Origin of the sequence: Clostridium akagii DSM 12554 (assembly GCF_000686725.1) — a bacterium.
In the GTDB taxonomy this organism is placed as follows: Bacteria; Bacillota; Clostridia; order Clostridiales; family Clostridiaceae; genus Clostridium_I; species Clostridium_I akagii.
Genome location: NZ_KK366007.1, coordinates 572217 through 593874 on the forward strand (window position 1 = coordinate 572217; position 21658 = coordinate 593874).

General features: G+C 31.1%; 19 protein-coding genes and 1 riboswitch. Of the genes, 16 read left to right on the forward strand and 3 right to left on the reverse strand.

Annotation, left to right across the window (positions count from 1 at the left end; genetic code table 11):
- Positions 1–6 precede the first annotated feature (6 nt).
- The gene (locus BR66_RS0118195; protein ID WP_026884188.1) at positions 7–798 is read left to right on the forward strand and encodes a Cof-type HAD-IIB family hydrolase; all 792 of its coding nucleotides are present in this window, start codon (positions 7–9) and stop codon (positions 796–798) included.
- Positions 799–881: 83 nt separating this feature from the next.
- Here the strand turns inward: BR66_RS0118195 and BR66_RS0118200 are convergent, their stop codons facing one another.
- On the reverse strand, positions 882–1871 hold the full coding sequence (locus tag BR66_RS0118200) for a LacI family DNA-binding transcriptional regulator (RefSeq protein ID WP_026884189.1): 990 nt from the start codon (positions 1869–1871) through the stop codon (positions 882–884).
- 428 nt (positions 1872–2299) lie between these two features.
- Here BR66_RS0118200 and BR66_RS0118205 point away from each other — a divergent pair, with 428 nt between their 5' ends.
- The 7 genes from BR66_RS0118205 to BR66_RS0118235 all read left to right on the forward strand — a co-directional run bounded on the left by BR66_RS0118205 (position 2300) and on the right by BR66_RS0118235 (position 9415).
- Positions 2300–2770 (forward strand): NanQ anomerase/TabA/YiaL family protein, encoded by a 471-nt coding sequence (locus tag BR66_RS0118205; RefSeq protein ID WP_026884190.1) that lies wholly within the window; start codon positions 2300–2302, stop codon positions 2768–2770.
- Positions 2771–2892: 122 nt separating this feature from the next.
- Positions 2893–4212: an MFS transporter gene (locus tag BR66_RS0118210; RefSeq protein ID WP_026884191.1), complete on the forward strand. Its 1320-nt coding sequence runs from the start codon at positions 2893–2895 to the stop codon at positions 4210–4212.
- A 170-nt stretch (positions 4213–4382) separates the two neighbouring features.
- Positions 4383–4853 carry a NanQ anomerase/TabA/YiaL family protein gene (locus tag BR66_RS0118215; RefSeq protein WP_026884192.1) on the forward strand — a complete coding sequence of 157 codons (471 nt, stop codon included), beginning with the start codon at positions 4383–4385 and terminating at the stop codon, positions 4851–4853.
- Between the two features lie 49 nt (positions 4854–4902).
- On the forward strand, positions 4903–5907 hold the full coding sequence (gene yiaK / locus BR66_RS0118220) for a 3-dehydro-L-gulonate 2-dehydrogenase (protein WP_026884193.1): 1005 nt from the start codon (positions 4903–4905) through the stop codon (positions 5905–5907).
- Positions 5908–6211: 304 nt separating this feature from the next.
- Complete coding sequence (locus BR66_RS0118225; RefSeq protein WP_026884194.1) at positions 6212–7069, forward strand: sulfide/dihydroorotate dehydrogenase-like FAD/NAD-binding protein; 858 nt, start codon at positions 6212–6214, stop codon at positions 7067–7069.
- A gap of 1 nt (position 7070) precedes the next feature.
- Positions 7071–8462 (forward strand): NADPH-dependent glutamate synthase, encoded by a 1392-nt coding sequence (gene gltA / locus BR66_RS0118230; RefSeq protein ID WP_026884195.1) that lies wholly within the window; start codon positions 7071–7073, stop codon positions 8460–8462.
- A gap of 74 nt (positions 8463–8536) precedes the next feature.
- On the forward strand, positions 8537–9415 hold the full coding sequence (locus BR66_RS0118235; protein WP_026884196.1) for a DNA-3-methyladenine glycosylase family protein: 879 nt from the start codon (positions 8537–8539) through the stop codon (positions 9413–9415).
- Between the two features lie 224 nt (positions 9416–9639).
- Here the strand turns inward: BR66_RS0118235 and BR66_RS0118240 are convergent, their stop codons facing one another.
- Positions 9640–10239, reverse strand: a complete 600-nt coding sequence (locus BR66_RS0118240) for a TIGR01906 family membrane protein (RefSeq protein ID WP_278246824.1) — start codon at positions 10237–10239, stop codon at positions 9640–9642.
- A gap of 358 nt (positions 10240–10597) precedes the next feature.
- On the opposite strand from BR66_RS0118240, the gene BR66_RS0118245 reads away from it, so the two are divergent.
- Positions 10598–10885 carry a co-chaperone GroES gene (locus tag BR66_RS0118245; RefSeq protein WP_026884198.1) on the forward strand — a complete coding sequence of 96 codons (288 nt, stop codon included), beginning with the start codon at positions 10598–10600 and terminating at the stop codon, positions 10883–10885.
- Between the two features lie 42 nt (positions 10886–10927).
- Positions 10928–12559: a chaperonin GroEL gene (gene groL / locus BR66_RS0118250; RefSeq protein WP_026884199.1), complete on the forward strand. Its 1632-nt coding sequence runs from the start codon at positions 10928–10930 to the stop codon at positions 12557–12559.
- Between the two features lie 74 nt (positions 12560–12633).
- On the opposite strand, the gene BR66_RS0118255 is transcribed toward groL, so the two are convergent.
- The gene (locus tag BR66_RS0118255; protein WP_026884200.1) at positions 12634–14388 is read right to left on the reverse strand and encodes a GGDEF domain-containing protein; all 1755 of its coding nucleotides are present in this window, start codon (positions 14386–14388) and stop codon (positions 12634–12636) included.
- Between the two features lie 281 nt (positions 14389–14669).
- Positions 14670–14767: riboswitch (purine riboswitch) on the forward strand.
- 99 nt (positions 14768–14866) lie between these two features.
- On the opposite strand from BR66_RS0118255, the gene guaB reads away from it, so the two are divergent.
- The 6 genes from guaB (at position 14867) to BR66_RS0118285 (ending at position 21352) form a co-directional block, all read left to right on the forward strand.
- Positions 14867–16321, forward strand: coding sequence for an IMP dehydrogenase (gene guaB / locus BR66_RS0118260; protein ID WP_026884201.1), 1455 nt, complete (start codon positions 14867–14869; stop codon positions 16319–16321).
- A 25-nt stretch (positions 16322–16346) separates the two neighbouring features.
- Complete coding sequence (gene guaA, locus BR66_RS0118265; RefSeq protein WP_026884202.1) at positions 16347–17879, forward strand: glutamine-hydrolyzing GMP synthase; 1533 nt, start codon at positions 16347–16349, stop codon at positions 17877–17879.
- 258 nt (positions 17880–18137) lie between these two features.
- A complete protein-coding gene (locus BR66_RS0118270) occupies positions 18138–19262 on the forward strand; it encodes a radical SAM protein (protein ID WP_026884203.1) in 1125 nt (374 codons plus the stop codon).
- A 267-nt stretch (positions 19263–19529) separates the two neighbouring features.
- Complete coding sequence (locus tag BR66_RS0118275) at positions 19530–20807, forward strand: helix-turn-helix domain-containing protein (protein ID WP_026884204.1); 1278 nt, start codon at positions 19530–19532, stop codon at positions 20805–20807.
- 15 nt (positions 20808–20822) lie between these two features.
- Entirely contained in the window at positions 20823–20969 is a 147-nt protein-coding gene (locus BR66_RS25830; RefSeq protein WP_156946323.1) for a hypothetical protein, read from the forward strand.
- Positions 20970–21163: 194 nt separating this feature from the next.
- The gene (locus BR66_RS0118285; RefSeq protein ID WP_026884205.1) at positions 21164–21352 is read left to right on the forward strand and encodes a hypothetical protein; all 189 of its coding nucleotides are present in this window, start codon (positions 21164–21166) and stop codon (positions 21350–21352) included.
- Positions 21353–21658: the final 306 nt, after the last annotated feature.

The following is a 21658-nucleotide window of genomic DNA, read 5'->3' on the forward strand; positions in this document are numbered from 1 at the left end:
ATGGTGATGAAAAATAAAATTGTTTTTTTTGATATTGATGGAACACTCATAGCATTTGATGGAGAAAAGTCAGTAATGCCAGAAAGTACAAAACTGGCTGTAAAAAGGCTAAGAGAAAATGGTCACATTGTGTTTATTTGTAGTGGACGCCCAGTAAGATTTATTCTTCAAGAGTTTGATGGAATGTTTGATGGGTTCATTTGTGGAAATGGAACAAATATAATTTATAAAGGTGAGTGTATTTATAATAGACTCATAGATGAAAATACACTAGTAAGTTTAATAAAAGATTTTAATGAACTTGATTTAGGATGTAGTTTTAGTGGAGCTTACAATGGATATGCTTACAATATGGATAATGATAAAATTTCAATAATGAACTCTTTTTATGATAGTGGTGAACCATATATGATAGAAAAATGGGAGGTAAGTGAGGTAAAGGCAAATATGCTTGATATATTTTTGAAAGACAAAAAACATTTAAAAAAATGCATTGAGCATTTTGGAACGGATTTAATATTCAACTCACATGGCGAGCATACTTCAGCAGATGTTTCATTTAAGGAATGGGACAAGGCAGACGGAGTGAAATATCTTATAGATTACTTGAAAATAGATATTGAAAATACTATTGCTTTTGGTGATGGTAAAAATGATATAAGCATGCTTAAAACAGTGAGAACAGGAGTTGCCATGGGAAATGCAGTAGATGAACTAAAAGAAATCGCAACGTTTATTACAAATAACGTACTAGATGATGGGATTTATAATGCATTAGATAAACTAAGGCTAATATAATATATTATAAAGAAAATGGACAGTAGGCCTTAATATTGTACACATATTTTTTAGGTCTATTGCCGCAAGGTTGTAGTACTAAATTAGGTGCTTTGCCTAATTACCAGCTCTGGACGAACTAATATATTTGATGTTACATTTTTTTTCTCAATAAGATCATTTAATAATTTAACACTTAAATAGCTTGTCGTTTCAAATTTATTGTCAACAGAAGTTAATTCAGGATAACAACACTTGGCTAAGATAGAGTTATTAAAACCTATAATTGCCACATCTTTAGGTACGTTAATATCTAATTCTCTAAGATGTTTCATTGCGCCAATTGCAGTGAGATCCTCACCAAATATTATGGCAGTAAATTTTTTATTTGATTTAATAAGTTTTTCAACGGCTTCTTTACCACCATCTAATCCATAATTAACATTTATTATGGAATTATCATCTATTTTCAAACCATGCTTGTTCATACCAATGATAAAGCCATCTTTTTTCTGTCTAGCACTGTAGGTATCAGAATCCTTCACATAGACAATCTCAGAATGACCTTTTTCAAACAAATGATCCACACAAATGGATATACCGTAGGAGTCATCAACTAACACAGAATAAGTATTTTCTATATCTAAAGATCCGTTTTGAAGCACTAATGGAATGTTTTTTATATAAGATGAAATAGAGGATCTTATGTCATCATTATTAAATACTGATCCCATCAAAATAATCCCATCTATATTTCTTTCAGATAACATTTTAATATATTTTATGCTCTCTTCAGTCTTATCACCTGTATTGCAAAGAATAACGGAATAACCTAGCTTGTTAAATTCTTGTTCTATTATGTAAGCAGAATTAGAATGATGCATATCAGTAATATTAGTAGTGAGTACACCTATAGATTTCATAGATTTAGCTACTAAACCTCTAGCAATAGCATTAGGGGTATAATTGTATTTTTTTAATATTAATTCAACTTTATCTTTAGTTTTTTGACTAATGTTATTTTTATTGTTAAGAACTCTAGATACAGTGGTTATGGAGACATCGGCTTCTTTTGCAATATCATATATGTTCAAATTAATTCCTCCATATAAATTTAAATCCCAATTTTAAAGTGAAATTTTAATAATGAAAGCGCATACAATATTAAAAAAATATATATGTAAATATATACTATAAAATTTAGACTTTTAAAGTTATTTGTTAATAGACTAATTTAATTATATTTATAATTTCAAGTAATGTCAAATTTATTATAAGTACATCATATAGCTTGATATTACTAGTATGCATAGAAGATAACAATGTCATATAAAATAAATATTTCACTAAAAATACTAATAAAAATAAAATAATCATTGAAATTTTTTCTAAAGTGTAATATAATCAAATCAACAAATATGAAAGCGCTTTCATAAAGAAACACATATAGCTTATATAAGGAGAAATATAAACAAAAATATATTTATTTTAAATAAAAGTGAAGTCTAAGGGGTGTTGACCAATGATATTTGGTGATATTAATAATAATGAGGATATGGAAAAAGTTCTTCCTAGGGCAGTAATCAAAGCGATTAACTATTTAAGAAATAATAATTTTCTCGATATGAAAGCTGGAGTCTATGATATTCAGGGCAAAGATATATTTGCTCAAGTAATAGATACAACAACAAAGGAAAAAGATGATGTAAGGCCTGAAGTTCATAAAAATTATATTGATGTACAATTTTCTGTAGAAGGTAAAGAAAAAATTGGATTTGCAAGAGACTCTGATAATAATAAGGTATTAGAGGATTTGTTTGAGGAGAATGACATTAAGTTCTATGAAAAAATGGAAAATGAAATAGATCTGATAATGAAACCTGGTAATTTCGCAGTATTTTTTCCAAAGGATGTTCATAGACCCGGATGTTCATTAGGAGAAGCCTGCGCAATAAGAAAAGTAATTGTAAAGATAAATACTGACATAGTTTAATATGAAAATTGTTTACATGAAGAATTCAAATGATATAATATCTTGGATTATAATCTGATTATAAGGAACTAAGTACAACAAGTAAACGATTACTTTAAATATAAAAGTAGGAGTGTGTAAATATGAGTGAAAATATAAGCTCTAAAATTAAAATACCTAACAAACGTTGGATACATATCATTCCGCCTATTCTGTTAGTGTATATAGTGGCATTTATGGATCGTACAAATATAGGGTTTGCAATGGCGGGAGGAATGAGTAAAGAACTTGGGATGTCATCAAGTGTTGCAGGAATAGCAGCAGGAATATTCTTTGTAGGTTATTTATTTCTGCAAGTTCCAGGGGGACAAATAGCAGAACATGGAAGTGCCAAAAAATTTATTGCATGGACTATAATAGTATGGGGAATCCTCGCAATATTGTCTGGCTTTGCAACAAATGTAGCCCAACTACTTGTCCTTAGATTTTTGCTAGGAGTTGCTGAAGGCGGTGTTATGCCAGCAGTACTTACAATAGTACGTCATTGGTTTCCCAGTGAGGAACGTGGTAGAGCCACTGCTTTTGTTATAATGAACAATCCAATAGCATCAATTATAACAGGACCACTTTCGGGGTTTATCATAGTTAAATATAATTGGCATTATGTATTTATTGTTGAAGGTATAATATCACTTGTACTTATTTTGGTCTGGCTGCCTTTAATTAGCGATAGGCCTGAAACAGCTAAATGGATTAGCAAAGAGGAAAGAGATTATCTTGTTGAAAGATTGGACGCAGAACAAAATTGTTTGGATAATAGTGAGAGTAAAAAAGCTTCTTTAAAAGAGATTATATATAATAAGACTTTATGGAAACTAGTATTTATATTTTTCTTTTATCAAACAGGTGTATATGGATATACGCTATGGCTTCCAACAATACTTAAAAATTTAACACAAACAGGAATGGCTCAAGTTGGAATTCTATCTATATTCCCATACATAGCAACTATAATAGGATTATTTGTATTTGGTTCTATTTCGGATAAAACTATGAAGAGAAATAGATACGTTATATTGCCAATTATAGGTTTTGCAATATTTTTATATCTATCGGTAAGACTTCAGCAATCAGTGTGGTTATCATTCACCATGTTAGTTGGATGTGGATTCTTTTTGCAAGCAGCTTCGGCAGTATTTATGACTATTCCACCGGCAGTGTTTAGTGGAGAAGTAGCTGGTGGAGCGACTGGGATTATAAATGCATTGGGTAATCTTGGCGGATTTATTGGACCGTTTTTGGTAGGTTTATTAATGCAAACATTCAGTTATAATGTCAGCATATATAGTTTAGTTATTTCTTTAGTAATTGCAGTTATAATTACAACTACCTTACCAAAGGAAAATGAGAAATGCGAAAATCCTGCATTACAAGTAAAGGCAGAAAACACTGTTAAATCATAATATATTGAATTATTTTATAAATTTAAGCAGATGAATATTGGATGTGCAATATAAGCAAAGGTAATTGGTATTGAAATATTGTTTTAAATATACTATAATAAAATCATAAATGAAAGCCCTTTCATAAAGCAAAATGATTAGAACAAAATAAGATTATAAGAGGCGAAGTTATGATATTTGGCAATATAGATAACACAGATTATGTGGAAAAAATATGTTCTAAATCAATAATAAAGGCTATCAATTATTTGAAAGATAATGATTTTGCAAGTATGAAACCTGGTGTATATAGCATTATGGGAGATGAAATATATGCTCAAATAGTTGATAGGACAACAAAATTAAAATGTGACGCAAAAGCCGAAGTGCACAGAAAATATGTGGAAATACAATTTTCAGTAGGTGGTAATGAAATAATAGGATATGCTAGGGACACTGGTGATAACATTGTCACAGAAGAATTATTAGAAGAAAAAGATTCTATTTTCTATAGTGATGTGGAGAATGAAATGGATTTAATAATGAAAGCAGGAAGTTTTGCTGTATTTTTTCCGCAAGATGTTCACAGACCTTGGTGTGCATATAATGAACCGTGCAAAGTTAGAAAAGTTAATATAAAGATTAACAGGTCTGTGATTTAATTTAGCATTAAGGTTGTAAAAAAAATATTATTATGAGGGAGATATTATTATGAGAGTTTTTTTTGAAGATATGAGAAATGAGTTTAAGAGAGTACTTATAAAAAAAGGATTCAGCGAAGAAAGAGCAGAGGCATCAGCAAAATTATTCACTGAAACTAGTTGTGATGGCGTTTATTCTCACGGATATGTTAGATTTCCAAGAGTAATAGAATATATAGACAAAGGATACATAGATGTAAATGCTGTTCCCAGTAAAGTTGAAGGAATAGGAGCTTTTGAAAAATGGGATGGAAATTTAGGTATGGGAAATTTAAACGCCGAATTTTGTATGGACAGAGCCATCAAATTGGCAAAAAGCAATGCAATAGGATGTGTAGCATTAAAAAATACTAACCACTGGATGAGGGGTGGCAGTTACGGTTGGCAAGCAGCTGATTCAGGATGTATAGGTATTTGTTGGACAAACACTCTTCCTAATATGCCAGCTTGGGGAGCAAAAGACACAAGAATTGGGAATAATCCGCTTATATTAGCGGTTCCAAGGGAAGATGGTAATGTAGTAGTAGACTTAGCCATGGCACAGTTTTCCTATGGTAAAATAGAAGTAACTAAATTAAATAATGAACAATTACCAGTGCCAGGTGGATATGATTCAAATGGAAATATTACTATGGATCCATCAGAAATTGAAAAAACTTCTAGAGTACTGCCAATTGGTTATTGGAAAGGATCAGGTCTCTCAATATTATTAGATTTAATAGCTACAATCTTATCTGGAGGTAATTCCTCATACAAAGTTGGTATGATAGATGGAAAAGCAGAATATCAACTGTCACAAATATTTATAGCTATTGATACCAAAACAATATCAGATAATGAATTTTTAAAAACAGCAGTTAATGAAGTGATTAATAATGTTAAAAACTCAGAAAGAGTTGATCAGAATAAAGAAATTTTTTATCCTGGAGAGAGAACATTAAACACTAGGAAGAAAAATAAAAAAAATGGCATACCAGTAGATGAAAAAATATGGGAAAAAATTAAAAATATATAATGATAAATAAAATTAACATAGAAAGAAGAATTGTTTACAATTCTTCTTTCTTATTTTTTCAAAGAAATAATGACTTATTATTTCTTTGATGATGCCTAAATACTTTGGAAGTTATGTTAATGATTTGTCAATAAAATATGTTTGACTAAACGTAAAATAATGTTTTATAATTGACTTCAAAATATAAAAGTATTTTACTTATACTAAGGACTAATTATAATATATAATTAAGTAGATATTAATTGTATATTAATTTGTAGAGTTAGCTTTAACACTAATTTTTAAAATGTACGGGGGTTAAAATATGTTTAAAATATTAAATAAAAAGAATATAACAAAAAATGTATACATAATAAAAATTCAAGCACCTAGAGTTTCAAGAGCAATATTACCTGGGCAATTTGTAATTGTTAGGGTAGATGACAAAGGTGAGAGAACACCATTTCCAGTATGCGAATTTGATGGAGAACAGGGAACGGTTAGTATTGTTTTTAAAGCTATCGGGAATACAGCAAATGATCTTATAAATCTAAATGTTGGGGATAATATAAAAGATTTTGTAGGACCCATTGGACACGCGTCTCATCTTGTGGATAAAATCAAGGAATTAAAAAATGTATTATTTGTTGCAGATGACTTAGGTTTTGCAAGAATTTATACAGAAATATATTGGCTAAATAAGAACAATATTTCAAGTGATGCTATAATCAGCTTTGATACAAATGATGAATTAGAATTTAAAGATAAAATAAGTGTAGTTTGTAGAAATTTAACAGAGGCAAAAAGTGATACAGCTGATATATGTGAGAAGTTAGCAGAAAAATTAAATAGTAATACTAAATATGATATGGTAGTTGCAGTGGGTTCTACTGAAATGATGAGACAAGTAACTAAGATTACAAAAGAAAAAAATGTGGATACTATAGTTAGTTTGACAACATTGATATTGGATGGAACAGGAATGTGTGGAGCGTGCAGACTTACAATTGGAAATGAAGTTAAATTTGTTTGTCAGGATGGTCCTGAATTTGATGCAAATCTTGTTGATTACGATGAAGTTGAAAGAAGGCAAAAGTTTTATTCTTCCTACGAGGAAAAAGAAAAATTCAGATTAGAAAATGGTAAAGAAAACGAAGCAGCAACAGGATTGGAGGTCGAGTAAAATGGATAGAATGAAAAGGACGCCTGTACGTGAACAGAGCATAGCTAAAAGAATAGGTAATTTCAATGAGGTATCACTTGGCTATAATGAAGAAGAGGCTATTACTGAGGCAAATAGATGCCTTCAATGTAAGAAACCAATGTGTATCGGTAAATGTCCTGTAAATAATAAGATACCAAGCTTCATTAAAGCAATTAGGGACAATGATTTTGAATACGCAGCAAAAATTATAGCAGAGACCAGCACATTGCCAGCAATTTGTGGAAGAGTATGCCCACAAGAACTTCAATGTGAAGGAGGTTGTGTATTAGGGATAAAAGGTGAGCCAATAGCTATTGGTAATTTAGAGAGATTTGTAGCAGACTGGTGCAGAGAAAATGAAATTGATTTTAGCACTAAGGCTGAAAGTAATGGCAAAAAAGTTGCAGTAATAGGAAGTGGACCTGCGGGAATTACATGTGCAGGAGATTTGGCCAAGATTGGTTATGAAGTCACCGTTTTTGAAGCTTTACATGAACTAGGCGGAGTACTTGCATGGGGAATACCAGAGTTTGTACTTCCAAAGGGTACTGTAGTTAAACATGAAATAGATAATATTAAAAAGCTTGGTGTAAAGATAGAAACTGATGTTATAGTTGGAAGAACAGTTACAATAGATGAGCTTTTAGGTGAAGAAGGTTTTGAGGCTGTGTTTATTGGGACAGGAGCAGCAACCCCTAACTTTATGGGCATACCTGGTGAAAATTTAAATGGAGTACTTACATCAAATGAATTTCTTACAAAAAATAATCTAATGAAAGATTACAGAGATGACTACAAAACTCCATTAGTTGTTGGCAAGAAAGTAGCAGTAGTTGGCGGTGGAAACGTAGCAATCGATGCAGTTAGAACTGCAATTAGACTTGGATCAGAGGCGTATCTAATATATAGAAGGTCAGAAGCGGAACTACCTTCAAGAGTTGAGGAAGTTAAATTTGCTAAAAATGAAGGCGTTGAATTTCATCTACTAACAAACCCAACTGAAATTTTAGGTGATAAAGATGGTTGGGTTAGTGGAATAAAGTGCATTAAAATGGAACTAGGTGAGCCAGATGAATCAGGGAGAAGAAGTCCTGTTCCAATTAAAAATTCTGAGTTTGTACTAGATGTAGATATGGTGATTATGGCTATAGGATCTAGAGCTGACACTAAAATCAAAGATACTACTAAAGGATTAGAGGTAAATAGAAAAAATCTTATAAAAATTGATGAGGAAACAGGAAGAACATCTAAAAGTCACGTATATGCAGGTGGAGATATAGTTTCGGGACCGGCAACAGTAATACTTGCTATGAGTGCTGGAAAAAAAGCGGCAAAAGCAATACATGAAGATTTAAGTGGTGAAAATAAATAGCAGCCATATAAACTATGCAAGCTAATTTATAAAATATGTTGTATTTTAGCGTAAGGCAGAAAAAGAGGGTAAATATGGATTTTAAACAAGTAGAAGGTTTTAACGATTATGTGGTAGTAAAAAAAGTTAAAAATTTTGAATTAGATCATGTTTTTGAATGTGGTCAATGTTTTAGGTGGAATAAAACTGAAACAGGAAAATTTATTGGTATTGCATATGGTAAAGTGATTGAAGTTGAAAAAAACGGCGAAGACTTAATAATTTATAACACAAACATAGAAGAATTTAAAACAATTTGGCAAGAATACTTTGATTTAAACAGAGATTATACAGAAATAAAAAAGGAGCTTAGTAAAGATGCCCTTTTAAAAAAATCTGTAGACTTTGGCAAAGGTATAAGATTATTAAAACAGGAACATTTTGAGCTTTTATTATCATTTATAATATCCTCAAACAATAGGATTCCTATGATTAAGAGAGCAATAGCAACTATAAGTGAGAAGTGGGGAGAAAAAATAGAATATAAAGGGAAGATATACTATTCATTTCCTACAATAGAAGAGCTTCACACTAAAACCTTAGAGGACTTTGAAAATTGTAGTATTGGTTTTAGAGCCAAATATATTTTTAACACATGTCAAAAAGTTTATGAAAACACTGGAATTTTGGAGCAGATATTTAAATTAGATGACAATGAGTGTCATATTGAACTTCAAAAATTTATGGGTGTAGGTCCAAAAGTAGCAGATTGCATAATGTTATTCTCCATGCAAAAATATTCGGCATTTCCTGTGGATGTATGGGTTAAAAGAGCAATGATGCATTTTTATGTAGCACCAGATGTTTCACTTAAAAAGATAAGAGAGTTTGGAAGAGATAAATTTGGTGAATTGTCAGGTTTTGCACAGCAGTATTTGTTCTATTATGCAAGAGAAAACAATATAGAAGTATAATTTGATGAAATGAATATAATTAGCATGCTTAAGGCATCTTCAAAAAAATAACTAGTCAGTATGCTAGTCTATTTTGTGCCATACTGCGTTGACATAACCCTTAAATAGCACCACTATTAGCGGGACATGTCGCCTTGTCTGGCGCAAAATATCCGTTGCATCTTTGACTTGTTATTTTCTTTCAGATGCCTAATTAAAAAAATAGTCAGTAATTGTAGCATAATTTACTGGCTATTTTTTAGTGTCATTTTATATATCAAAATATATAGTAGCCCACATAAAAAGTTAAGTAGAATTATGAATATGAAGCAATGCATGAAAAAATTCTGAGGTAGCATAAGTATTACAGGATCTTTTTCAGGGTTGAATAACCAAAGACTATTATGAAAGATTATTTTATGAAAAAGAGTAAATGTCGTATCAAAATTTATAAGGGACAAGGGTAATAGTAATATTGGCATTGCCAATATTAAAATACTAGATATTTTTAAATATAAAAATTGTTTTAGTTTGGTTGTAATTATTATAACAAGTATTAAAAGTAGCATAGAAAAATAAAATATATAATTAAGAATTTTAAAAACATTTTTCACCTGAGAAAAATGAGTTATAGCGTCCTTTGAGGATGGGAGAGAAGGTAATTTAAACTCATGTGTATTATTTTCATTTAAATAATCAATAATATAGTTGTAGTTACTTTTTATAGAAGTTAAGGATAGGTTTGAGGTTTCTTCTATATTTAAATTAACGATATCATAATAATAAAGTGGTTTAAAGTTATAGACAATTTTTGTGGAAAAAGTAATAGTAAACATAACAAGCACAATAGCTATTAATGAGTGGAACAAAAAATATTTCTTCAATATAATTACCTCCAGTGCATCTAGTTATAATTATTGACAATTATTTAAAAATAATATCATAAATAGGGTTAATATAGACTAATGATATTATTATATATAACTTTTTTAGGAATTTCAAGAAATACATAGTAAATACTTAATATACCTACTGTAAGGAATATAAATAGACTACATTGCTATAATCAGCTGTATTGGTTAAAATAAGGAAGTTGATTATTTGCATGGTATTAATTATCATAATAATTGTATTAGCACTCAACAATGATGAGTGCTAACAGAAAATATGATTTGTTTTTTAATATATGAGGAGGGTTTTGAGATGAGAATTAGACCACTTGGAGACAGAGTTGTTATTAAAAGATTAGAAGCAGAAGAAACAACAAAAAGCGGAATCGTTCTAACAGGAGCTGCAAAGGAAAAACCACAAATGGCTGAAGTTGTTGCAGTTGGACCTGGTGGATATGTTGATGGAAAAGAAGTTAAAATGGAACTTAAGGTTAATGACAGAGTATTCTTTTCAAAATATGGTGGAAATGAAGTTAAACTAGATGGTGAAGAATACTTGATATTAAAGCAAGATGATATATTAGGAGTAGTTGAGGAATAATTAGAAAAATATAAATTTAAATATTATTGGAGGGATTTTGAGATGGCTAAAAGTGTATTATTAGGTGAAGAAGGCAGAAGAGCTATGCAAAAAGGCGTAGACAAACTTGCTAATATAGTCAAAGTTACTTTAGGACCAAAAGGAAGAAATGTAGTCCTTGATAAGAAATTCGGGTCACCATTAATTACAAATGATGGTGTTAGTATTGCTAGAGAAATAGAACTAGAAGATCCATATGAAAATATGGGAGCACAACTTGTAAAAGAAGTAGCTACTAAAACAAATGATGTAGCTGGAGATGGTACTACTACAGCAACACTTCTTGCTCAAGCAATAATAAGAGAAGGACTTAAAAATGTAACTGCTGGAGCAAACCCAATACTTCTTAGAACAGGAATAAGGAAAGCAGTTGTTGCAGCAGTAAGCGAACTAGAAAAATTATCAAAACCTATAAATGGTAAAGAGGATATAGCTAGAGTTGCAGCAATATCAGCAGCAGATCCTGAAATAGGAAAACTTATTGCAGATGCTATGGAAAAAGTCGGCAATGAAGGTGTTATTACCGTAGAAGAATCAAAATCTATGGGAACAGAACTTGACATAGTTGAAGGAATGCAATTTGATAGAGGATACTTAAGCCCATACATGGCTACTGACACTGAAAAAATGGAAGCTAATTTAGATGATCCATTTATATTAATAACAGATAAAAAAATAGCTAGTATTCAAGATATACTTCCAATCTTGGAGCAGATAGTTCAACAAGGTAAAAAACTTTTAATAATAGCAGAAGATATAGAAGGAGAAGCACTTGCAACTCTTGTTGTTAATAAATTAAGAGGTACTTTCACTTGTGTTGCTGTTAAGGCACCAGGTTTTGGCGATAGAAGAAAAGAAATGCTTACAGATATAGCTACTTTAACAGGTGGAGAAGTGATTTCTGAAGAACTAGGAAGAGAGCTTAAAGATGTTACTTTAGATCTTCTTGGAAGAGCAGAAAGTGTTAAAATAACTAAAGAAAATACTACTGTAGTTAATGGAAAAGGCGATAAAACTGCAATCCATGATAGAGTGGCACAAATTAAAACTCAGATTGAAGATACAACTTCTGATTTTGATAAAGAAAAACTTCAAGAAAGACTTGCTAAACTTGCAGGTGGAGTAGCTGTAGTTAAAGTTGGAGCTGCTACTGAAACGGAACTTAAAGAGAGAAAACTTAGAATAGAAGATGCTCTTGCTGCTACAAAGGCTGCTGTTGAAGAAGGTATAGTTCCAGGTGGTGGTACTGCTTATGTTAATATTTTACCAGAAATCAGTAAACTTACTGATGAAGAACCAGATATTCAAGTTGGTATTAACATAATAATAAAAGCACTTGAAGAACCAGTTAGACAAATAGCTACTAATGCTGGACTTGAAGGTTCTGTTATAATAGAAAAAGTTATACACAGTGAAAAAGGAATTGGTTTTGATGCTCTACGTGAAAAATATGTAGATATGATTGGTGCCGGTATAGTTGATCCTACTAAGGTTACTAGATCAGCACTTCAAAATGCAGCATCTGTTGCTTCAACATTCTTAACAACAGAAGGTGTTGTAGCAGATATTCCTGATAAGAATCCAGCTCCAATGGGCGGAGCACCAGGAATGGGCGGAATGGAAGGAATGTACTAATTCTCCCAATAAAAAAGTGTCTCGTAGATTTTTTACGAGGCACTTTTTTTATATTTTTAATTCTAGGAAAAATTTCAGATGAAATTTAGATTTTCAATAAAGTAAGCACTCTTTTTCTCAGCTTTAACCTGCTTTTTGATGTAAGTTATATATTGAGATATGCTATCTTCATCTGAAAATTTTTCAAAATTACCATACATACCTGCAATGCTCATAGAAGTAAGCCCAAATATATCCTTATTTCCTTTTCTGTCGGTGGCTAAAATATAACGATTTTCCCTATCAGTTTTATTGAAAAATTTAAGAATACCATGATCAAATTTATTATTAAAATTTTTACACACATCTATGCAAGTTTCAAAGGGAGCCTGCAATATGGCTATAAAATCATCTCCACCAATGTGACCAACAAAACTATTAAAAGGAGAGGCACCTTTTATATATTTTTCTAGTAAGTTTGCTGTAAATTTTATAACCTTATCTCCATTCTCAAAACCGTAGGTGTCATTGTAAGTTTTAAAATTATTCAAGTCAAAATATAAAACACAATGATCTTTACAACTAGTTATTACATCCCTTAGAACACTAAATATTATTGCATTGCCAGGAAGTCCTGTTAATGGATTCAATTCTTTGGCATAGTTTGTCTCCATAGTAGTTGTATATTCTAATAGCTTTTTTATTGTAACAATACCAGAGTATTGTTTATCTTTTGTTACGATAACATAGTCATAAAGAGTATTGTCATCTCGCTGCATAGCTACTTTTGATACGGTGCTAATTGGGGTTGTATAATCAACGATTAAAGGAGTTCTATTCATTACAATAGAAGCAGGTCTTTTATAGAAGATTGCATTACCATACTGTGTAGCTAACATGGAGTTTAAGGTATGTTCCATTAAGAGACCTACAGGAACTCCACTAGAATTTATAATGCAGGCTCCTGTGGCCCTAGAATTAGAAAAATAATCTTTTATGACTCTGCAGGAAACTGATTCAATAAATGAAGGTTCCTTTGAGGCAATTTGACCTATTCGATTTTTGTTGAATTCAAAGGAATAACCTACGTTACCATTTATGTTGATGATTAGCTCATATATATTTTTTGGTATATTATTGAAACCAGATACTGGTGACTGTAAAAAAAAGCCTTGTCCAGCATAAACTTTTAGCTCAATTAATGTTCTAAGTTCAGCTTCCGTTTCAATGCCTTCAGCTATGAGTTTTGTACCTGTACTCTCGGAAAGGGAAACAAAATTTTTAATTATTGATTGATTAAATGAATCTGTATCTATACCCCGAATAAGTTTCATGTCAATTTTGATAAAATGAGGTTCTAGGTCAGTGAAGTTAGTTAAATTAGAATTTGATTGGTTAATTGGTACAGTATAATCTTGTCCAATATAATTATTAAGAGTATCCTTAAAGCTTATATAATCACCAATGGAAGTTTTTTCAGTTATCTCAAAAATAATTTTTAAGGGAACAATATTATTTTTCCCTATAAATTCTTTTGAAAAATTCTGTTTAAACTTAGAATCTCTTATTATTGATGGACTTACATTAATAAATAAATATTTGCTTTTGTCTAACGAAATGGCACCTTCAAGTGCTTTTGTTCTACATAATAAGTCTAGTTCCCAAAGCATATTACAATGTTCAGCAATATTGAAGAGCATATCTGGAAAGAATAAAGGTGAATCCTTAGGGCCTCTACTAAGTGCCTCATATCCTATTACTTCGCCATTATTTAGTTGTACAATGGGTTGATATAATGTAGATATATCGCCAGTTTTAAGTATTGCGTTAAGTTCACTATCAATCTTCATTTCAGCACCTCATGTGTTATTATATTACTTTAATTATAGTTAATAGTAAAAACAACTATGTTAATTTTATTTTAAGTTTTGATTAATTTCTAATTAATTTACTAAAAAATATTATTTTCGCAAAATTATCATGTAAAACTTTAATATTGTTACAAAAAGCATTATAATAATTAAGTAAACTGTGAAAAGATATCATTGCCTAATTCATTTAATATAAGTACATGGAAGTATTTTCAATTGACAAATCGGCATATTTTACATAAAATTATACTAATATTAATATATAAACTCAACGAATAACTCGTATATACCTTGAATATGGCAAGGAGTATCTACCGGAAGCCGCAAATTTCCGACTATGAGTGATTTTTACGTATACCTTTGTCCCATTTTAAGGTGCACTAATCTTCACTCCGTGAAATTAGTACGCTTTTTTGTTTACCCAAAATTATATATAAAGAAAGGAAGTTATTTACAAATGGCTATAATTTTAAAACAGGCTTACACTTTTGACGATGTACTACTATTACCAAATAAATCTGAAATCCTTCCAAGAGATGCGGATCTTAGAACAAATTTAACTAAGACTATCAAATTAAATCTTCCAATAATGAGCGCCAGTATGGATACTGTAACTGAATCTAAAATGGCAATTGCTATGGCAAGAGAAGGCGGAATAGGAATTATTCATAAGAATATGAGTATTGCAGAACAAGCGTCTGAAGTAGATAGGGTAAAAAGGCAAGAAAATGGAGTAATAAAAAATCCTTTTTCACTAGCACCAGAAAACACTATTGAACAGGCATTAGAATTAATGGCTAGATATAGAATTTCTGGAGTGCCAATAACGGTTCAGGGTAAATTAGTTGGAATAATTACAAATAGAGATATAGTTTTTGAAACTAACTACACAAGATTAATTTCTGAAGTAATGACTAAAAAAAATCTTATTACTTCGGTAGAAGGAACTACTTTAGATGAAGCTAAAAAAATATTAAAAGAGCATAAAATAGAAAAGCTCCCTTTAGTAGATAATGATAATAACCTTAAAGGACTTATTACAATAAAAGATATTGAAAAGGTTAAGGCATTTCCAAATGCAGCTAAAGATTCACAGGGAAGACTTCTTTGTGGAGCAGCAGTAGGCGTTACTGAAGACATGATGGATAGAGTAGAGGCACTTGTAGATGCTCATGTAGATGTTATAACACTAGATACTGCTCATGGACATTCAAAAGGGGTAATAGATGCTGTAAAGGCAGTTAAAGCAAAATATCCTGATCTTCAAATAATTGCAGGTAATATAGCAGTTGCAGATGCTGTAACTGATTTAATTGAAGCTGGAGCTGATGCTGTAAAAGTTGGCATAGGACCAGGATCAATATGTACAACAAGAGTAGTTGCCGGAGTTGGAGTACCACAACTTACAGCAGTAATGGATTGTGTTGAAGCAGCTAAAGGAACTGGAGTACCTATTATAGCTGATGGAGGCATAAAGTTCTCGGGGGATATTGTAAAAGCACTAGCTGCTGGTGCAAAGGTAGTAATGCTTGGATCATTATTTGCAGGTTGTGAAGAAGCACCGGGAGAAATAGAAATGTATCAAGGAAGAAGCTATAAGGTTTATAGAGGTATGGGTTCACTTGCTGCAATGGCAAATGGAAGCAAAGATAGATATTTTCAAGAAGGCAACAAAAAACTTGTTCCAGAAGGTGTTGAAGGAAGAGTACCTTTCAAAGGGTCTGTTTTAGATACTATATATCAACTTGTTGGCGGAATCAAATCAGGTATGGGATATTTAGGAGCAAAAACTTTTAATGATCTTTATGAAAAATCAATATTTGTGGTTCAAACTTCATCAGGACTTAGAGAAAGTCATCCACATGATATATCTATAACAAAAGAAGCTCCAAATTACAGCGTTAATCAGTAAAATAAATACCTTTTGGGAGGAAACTATGAAAAGAGAATTAGTTTTAGTTATAGATTTTGGAGGTCAATATAATCAGCTTATTGCAAGAAGAGTTAGGGAAAACAAAGTATATTGTGAAATAGTTCCTTATACTTATACTATTGATAAGATTAAGGAAAAGGCTCCAAAGGCTATTATTTTAACAGGTGGACCAAACAGTGTTTATGGTGAAGGTGCCCCTAAAATAGATAAGGAAATATTTGAACTTGGAGTACCGGTGCTTGGAATATGTTATGGTCATCAAATTATAACTCACGCACTTGGTGGAAAAGTTGAAAATGCAGAAATTAGAGAATACGGAAAAACTGAACTTCAAATTTCAGGAGACTACAATATATTCCAAGGAATTGAAAAGAAAAATACTGCATGGATGAGCCATACAGATTATGTCTCAGAAGCACCAGCAGGTTTTAAAACAATTGCACACACTAAAGAATGTCCAGTTGCGGCTATGGTAAATGAAGAAAAAAATATATATGGCGTTCAATTCCATCCAGAAGTAGAACATACTGTTTTTGGAAGAAAATTAATTTCGAATTTTTTGTTCCATGTTTGTAAGCTCAGTGGTGACTGGTCTATGAGCTCATTTGCAGAAGAAAAAATTCAGGCTATAAAAGATATAGTTAAAGATAAAAAAGTCATCTGTGCGCTTTCAGGTGGGGTTGACTCCTCTGTTGCAGCGGTACTAGTTCATAAAGCAATAGGAAAACAGCTTACGTGTATATTTGTAGATCATGGTCTTCTTAGAAAAGATGAGGGAGATCAGGTTGAAAAGGTATTTAGAGAACAGTTTGATATTAATCTTATAAGGGTTAATGCTAAAGAAAAATTTCTTGGAAAACTTAAAGGTGTAAGCGAGCCTGAAAAGAAAAGAAAGATTATTGGAGAAGGTTTCATAAGATTATTTGAAGAGGAAGCTAAAAAATTAGGTGATATAGCATATCTTGTACAGGGAACCATATATCCTGATGTAGTTGAAAGTGGTACGGACACTTCTGCTACTATAAAAAGTCACCATAATGTTGGTGGACTTCCAGAAGATATGGAATTTGAACTTATTGAGCCACTGAGAGAACTATTTAAAGATGAGGTTAGAGCTGTAGGTGAAGAACTAGGAATTCCTCATAAACTAGTTTGGAGACAGCCATTCCCAGGACCAGGTCTTGGAATCAGAGTGCTTGGTGAAATCACAGAAGAAAAGCTAGAGATTGTAAGAGAAGCAGATTCCATATTTAGAGAAGAAGTTGCAAATGCAAATCTTGATGAAAGTATTTGGCAGTACTTTGCATGCCTGCCTAATATCAGATCTGTTGGAGTTATGGGAGACGAGAGAACATATTGCCATACAATAGCCTTAAGAGCAGTAACAAGCTCTGACGCGATGACTTGTGATTGGGCTAGAATCCCCTACGAAGTGCTAGACATAGTTTCAAGAAGAATTGTAAATGAAGTTAAAGGCGTAAATAGAATTGTGTATGATATAACAAGTAAGCCACCAGCTACAATTGAGTGGGAATAAACTGATTGTGTTGTAATGAAATGTTAGGGAATCAATTTTTTCTTAGGGTGTAGTCAGAAATGATTATACCCTTTTTCTCTTTATTATTTATAGTAATTATTAAATTGACTATTGTAAAAATAAATATTAACAGAAAACTTAAGTTGATTTCAAATAACCTCTAGGATATAATGTATTCATTGTTTTCAGGAGTAGAATGTTTTGAAAAAATAGATTCATGCACAAAAGATAAGATTAATTATATGAGGAGGATACATTATGAAAATTTCAAAGAAAGATGCACTAAGTTGGTTCGAATTTTTTTCATCATTGCCTGAGGAAGAGGGAATTATGACAAAACAACAAGAAATCATTTATTCTACCTTTGCGCAAATTGAGGCGGCAATCGATAATAGAAATGATACTTTAATTTCAAAAATCAAAGGTTTAAAAACTTTACAGAATAGAACTATTTTTGTGGGAAATGAAAGTAAATTTCCTAGAGGATGCCGTTCTTGTTTACTGGGCACTGGACTTGGTGCAATTAGGAAAACTAACAAATGTAACGTAGAGTGTAAGTTCTGCTATAATTATGGAGATCTAGATAATATTCCTCCAATTGGCGAAGGTATGTGGGAAATTGGAGACACAAAATTTTATGAGAAGGATATTGATCTACTTCTTTCCAGTCACAATAAACCTACTGGAGTTGCCTACGTTTATTTGGAACCATTTATGGAAATTGAAAAATATTATTCGGTTATAAAGAAATTTAGTGATGCTAAGGTTTATCAACATCTATATACAAATGGCACTTTAGCTACAGAAGAGACATTGAAAGCATTAGGTGAAGCCGGTCTTAACGAACTACGTTTTAACCTGGGTGCTTCTAGTTGTTCAGATAAAGTTATTGAAAATATTGGAATAGCGAAAAAATATATTAAAAATGTAGGTATTGAAACTCCAATGACTCCAGAGTTTTTCGGAGATTTTTTTAAGAAAAAACAAGCAATCTTAGATACAAAACTGGATTTTATTAATTGTGCGGAATTACATTTAAATGAGAATAACATAGACAATTATTATGGAGAAAACATGTATATTTGTAGACATGGCTATATATCTCCAATTTGGAGTAGGGAATTAACTCTGAAATTCATGAAAATAGCAGATGAAGAAAATTGGGATTTGGTAGTTCATGATTGCTCAAACTATACAAAATTTGCACGAGATTTAAATTTGAGTAGCAAAGAGGGCAAATGGTTCGGGGCAAGTAATTATGCCTGTGAGTTCGATGCAATACCATATGAAGCATTTTTACCAATACTTCGTGATGACAATTTTAAATTTTTAAGTGAGGAAGAATTGCCGAGCGGTTATAAACCAGGAGAACTGATTTTTTAGAGCGTATTGTATTGTAAAAAAATAGATGCGGGAACGCATCAAGAGTGTTTGTACTTTCTCATATCCTAATATTCTGAAATTAAAAGTGGAGTAAATCCCAATTCGATAAGTAAAAACACATGGAGCAGATTAAATCATGTTGACGAATTGGTGTTACTCCGTTTTCTTATAAAATTATAAAAACATTAAGTAATAAAAGATGTTGCTATTTTCATTAAAACATTGTATGTTATACATATATAGAATATTGTGGGAAAAGGTGATGAAATGAAATTTTTAAAGACGGGAGAGAAGGTTAAAAAACTAAGAGAGCAATTAAATATGAAACAAGAGGATTTAGTCTCAGAAAAAGTCACAAGAGGACTTATAAGTATGATTGAAACAGGAAGAAGAGACGTAACCTTTGCTACAGGCGTAAAACTTGCAGAGAAGTTTAACGAAAAAGCTGAAGAACTTAACATTATAATGAATATTGACGAAGCATATTTAATGCGTTCCCCAGCTGAAGATGCTGAAATTTATTGTTTAAACAAGCTTAAAAATGATGACATAACTAAAAGTACAATTGATGAAATTTTTCAATTAGCAGAAGAATACGAGTTAATAAAAGTTAAGGCAAAAGCATATTGTGGACTAGGTGAAATTTACTTCAAAGAAAAAGAATTTGAGGTAGCTTGCGATATTTATAAAAAGGCCAGGGAGATATACATAAATATTGGGGAAAATGAAAAACTAGGTTATGTTTATTGGAGACTAGGAGTTTTTAATGCAGATGATTTGAAATATGATGCAGCCGTTGAATATTATCAATTAAGTCAATATTACTGCTCCCAATATAGTGACAGTGAAACAAGGAAATTATGTTTATATTCTTTAGCAAATAGCTATAAAAAATTAAATAGAATAGATTTAGCTTTAGAAACTATTGAGAGATTTTTATTCGTATGTGATGAACAAGAAGATAATAGACTATATGTCTATGCTTACAATACTAAAGCCACCTGCTATAGTGCCATAGGTCAATATGATAAAGCAATAGAGATATATAAATTTTTGCTTACTAAAATTTCAGATGATAAAAGTATTTTTTTAGGCTACATATATAATAATTTGGGCTTGAATTATTGTCATAAAAATGATTTTAAGGAAAGTATAAAATATTTTGAAATGGCAGAAAAATTTAGGAATGACATTGATAAAGCAAACTTAGCGGCGACACTTATAGAAAAATCAGAAGTTCTATTAAAGCAAAACTTAATAGACGAAGCAATTAAGACTATTGAATTGGGTATTAAATATGCAAAAGAATATAAATATTTAGAATATTTACTAAAAGGCAATCATTTATTAGGAAAAATCTACGATAAAATAAAAGATATTGAAAATTTAGAAAAGGTTTATCTTGAGATTATTGAGTTAATAAAGAATACTGCAAATAATGACAAGCTCAAAACAGTTTACAATGAGTTAGCCATTATGTATTTAAATCAAAATAAGATAGACACATGTAAAAAATATTTGAAATTATCAAAAAAATTAAATTAATTGGAGGTTTTTACTATGAAAAACAAACTAATTAAAACTTTTGCTATGGCACTAGGATGTTTAATGCTGACACTAACAATATCAACAGGGGTATTAAATAATAATACGACAAATACAAATACTCATGTTGTACATGTTGATCAGGACTCGCCAAACAGCTAAAGGAAAATACCATTAAAAAAGAAGGTTGCATGAAAATGATTTATATTCATTTTTATGCAACTTCTTTTAGTTGTTAATTGATAAAAGGGATGCTAAATACGAAGGAAACATTAATAATCATTAATAAAAAAAGGAATATTTACTTTTTTATCGAATAATACTCTATAAATGTTAAATTATGGAGATGGTTATTTATGAAAATTAGTAAAGAATGTTGGCATTGTGGGAGTACTAAACTTAAATACAACGGGCAATCTTATTGTATTTTTGATAGTAAAGCTGCTACAGTTGTCATAAGAGATGAACCTGATAATTGTGTTTTTTTAGCTAAGGATGATCCTATTTATGCTAAAATTACAGAAGAATATAATATAGCGAATTAATAAATACAGTTATTTATTTTCAGATGAGTTAACATAAAAAAGACTAGAGATAGTCTTTTTTATGTTAGGGCATCTTCAAAAAAATAACTAGTCAGTATGCTAGTCTATTTTGTGCCATACCGCGTTGACATAACCCTTAAATAGCACCACTATTAGCGGGACATGTCGCCTTGTCTGGCACAAAATATCCGTCGCATCTTTGACTTGTTATTTTCTTTCAGATGTCTAAGGCATATGATGTTTTTCCTATATATTAGAGAATTATAATTTAAAATAGAATATAATTAAGTCATATTTACAATTGAA

Excerpts from the sequence above, each read along its gene's own strand:
- BR66_RS0118195 (WP_026884188.1), top strand. The coding sequence starts at position 7 with ATGAAAAATAAAATTGTTTTTTTTGATATTGATGGAACACTCATAGCA.
- BR66_RS0118205 (WP_026884190.1), top strand. The coding sequence starts at position 2,300 with ATGATATTTGGTGATATTAATAATAATGAGGATATGGAAAAAGTTCTT.
- BR66_RS0118210 (WP_026884191.1), top strand. The coding sequence starts at position 2,893 with ATGAGTGAAAATATAAGCTCTAAAATTAAAATACCTAACAAACGTTGG.
- BR66_RS0118215 (WP_026884192.1), top strand. The coding sequence starts at position 4,383 with ATGATATTTGGCAATATAGATAACACAGATTATGTGGAAAAAATATGT.
- yiaK (WP_026884193.1), top strand. The coding sequence starts at position 4,903 with ATGAGAGTTTTTTTTGAAGATATGAGAAATGAGTTTAAGAGAGTACTT.
- BR66_RS0118225 (WP_026884194.1), top strand. The coding sequence starts at position 6,212 with ATGTTTAAAATATTAAATAAAAAGAATATAACAAAAAATGTATACATA.
- gltA (WP_026884195.1), top strand. The coding sequence starts at position 7,071 with ATGGATAGAATGAAAAGGACGCCTGTACGTGAACAGAGCATAGCTAAA.
- BR66_RS0118235 (WP_026884196.1), top strand. The coding sequence starts at position 8,537 with ATGGATTTTAAACAAGTAGAAGGTTTTAACGATTATGTGGTAGTAAAA.
- BR66_RS0118245 (WP_026884198.1), top strand. The coding sequence starts at position 10,598 with ATGAGAATTAGACCACTTGGAGACAGAGTTGTTATTAAAAGATTAGAA.
- groL (WP_026884199.1), top strand. The coding sequence starts at position 10,928 with ATGGCTAAAAGTGTATTATTAGGTGAAGAAGGCAGAAGAGCTATGCAA.
- BR66_RS0118255 (WP_026884200.1), bottom strand. The coding sequence starts at position 14,388 with ATGAAGATTGATAGTGAACTTAACGCAATACTTAAAACTGGCGATATA.
- guaB (WP_026884201.1), top strand. The coding sequence starts at position 14,867 with ATGGCTATAATTTTAAAACAGGCTTACACTTTTGACGATGTACTACTA.
- guaA (WP_026884202.1), top strand. The coding sequence starts at position 16,347 with ATGAAAAGAGAATTAGTTTTAGTTATAGATTTTGGAGGTCAATATAAT.
- BR66_RS0118270 (WP_026884203.1), top strand. The coding sequence starts at position 18,138 with ATGAAAATTTCAAAGAAAGATGCACTAAGTTGGTTCGAATTTTTTTCA.
- BR66_RS0118275 (WP_026884204.1), top strand. The coding sequence starts at position 19,530 with ATGAAATTTTTAAAGACGGGAGAGAAGGTTAAAAAACTAAGAGAGCAA.
- BR66_RS25830 (WP_156946323.1), top strand. The coding sequence starts at position 20,823 with ATGAAAAACAAACTAATTAAAACTTTTGCTATGGCACTAGGATGTTTA.
- BR66_RS0118285 (WP_026884205.1), top strand. The coding sequence starts at position 21,164 with ATGAAAATTAGTAAAGAATGTTGGCATTGTGGGAGTACTAAACTTAAA.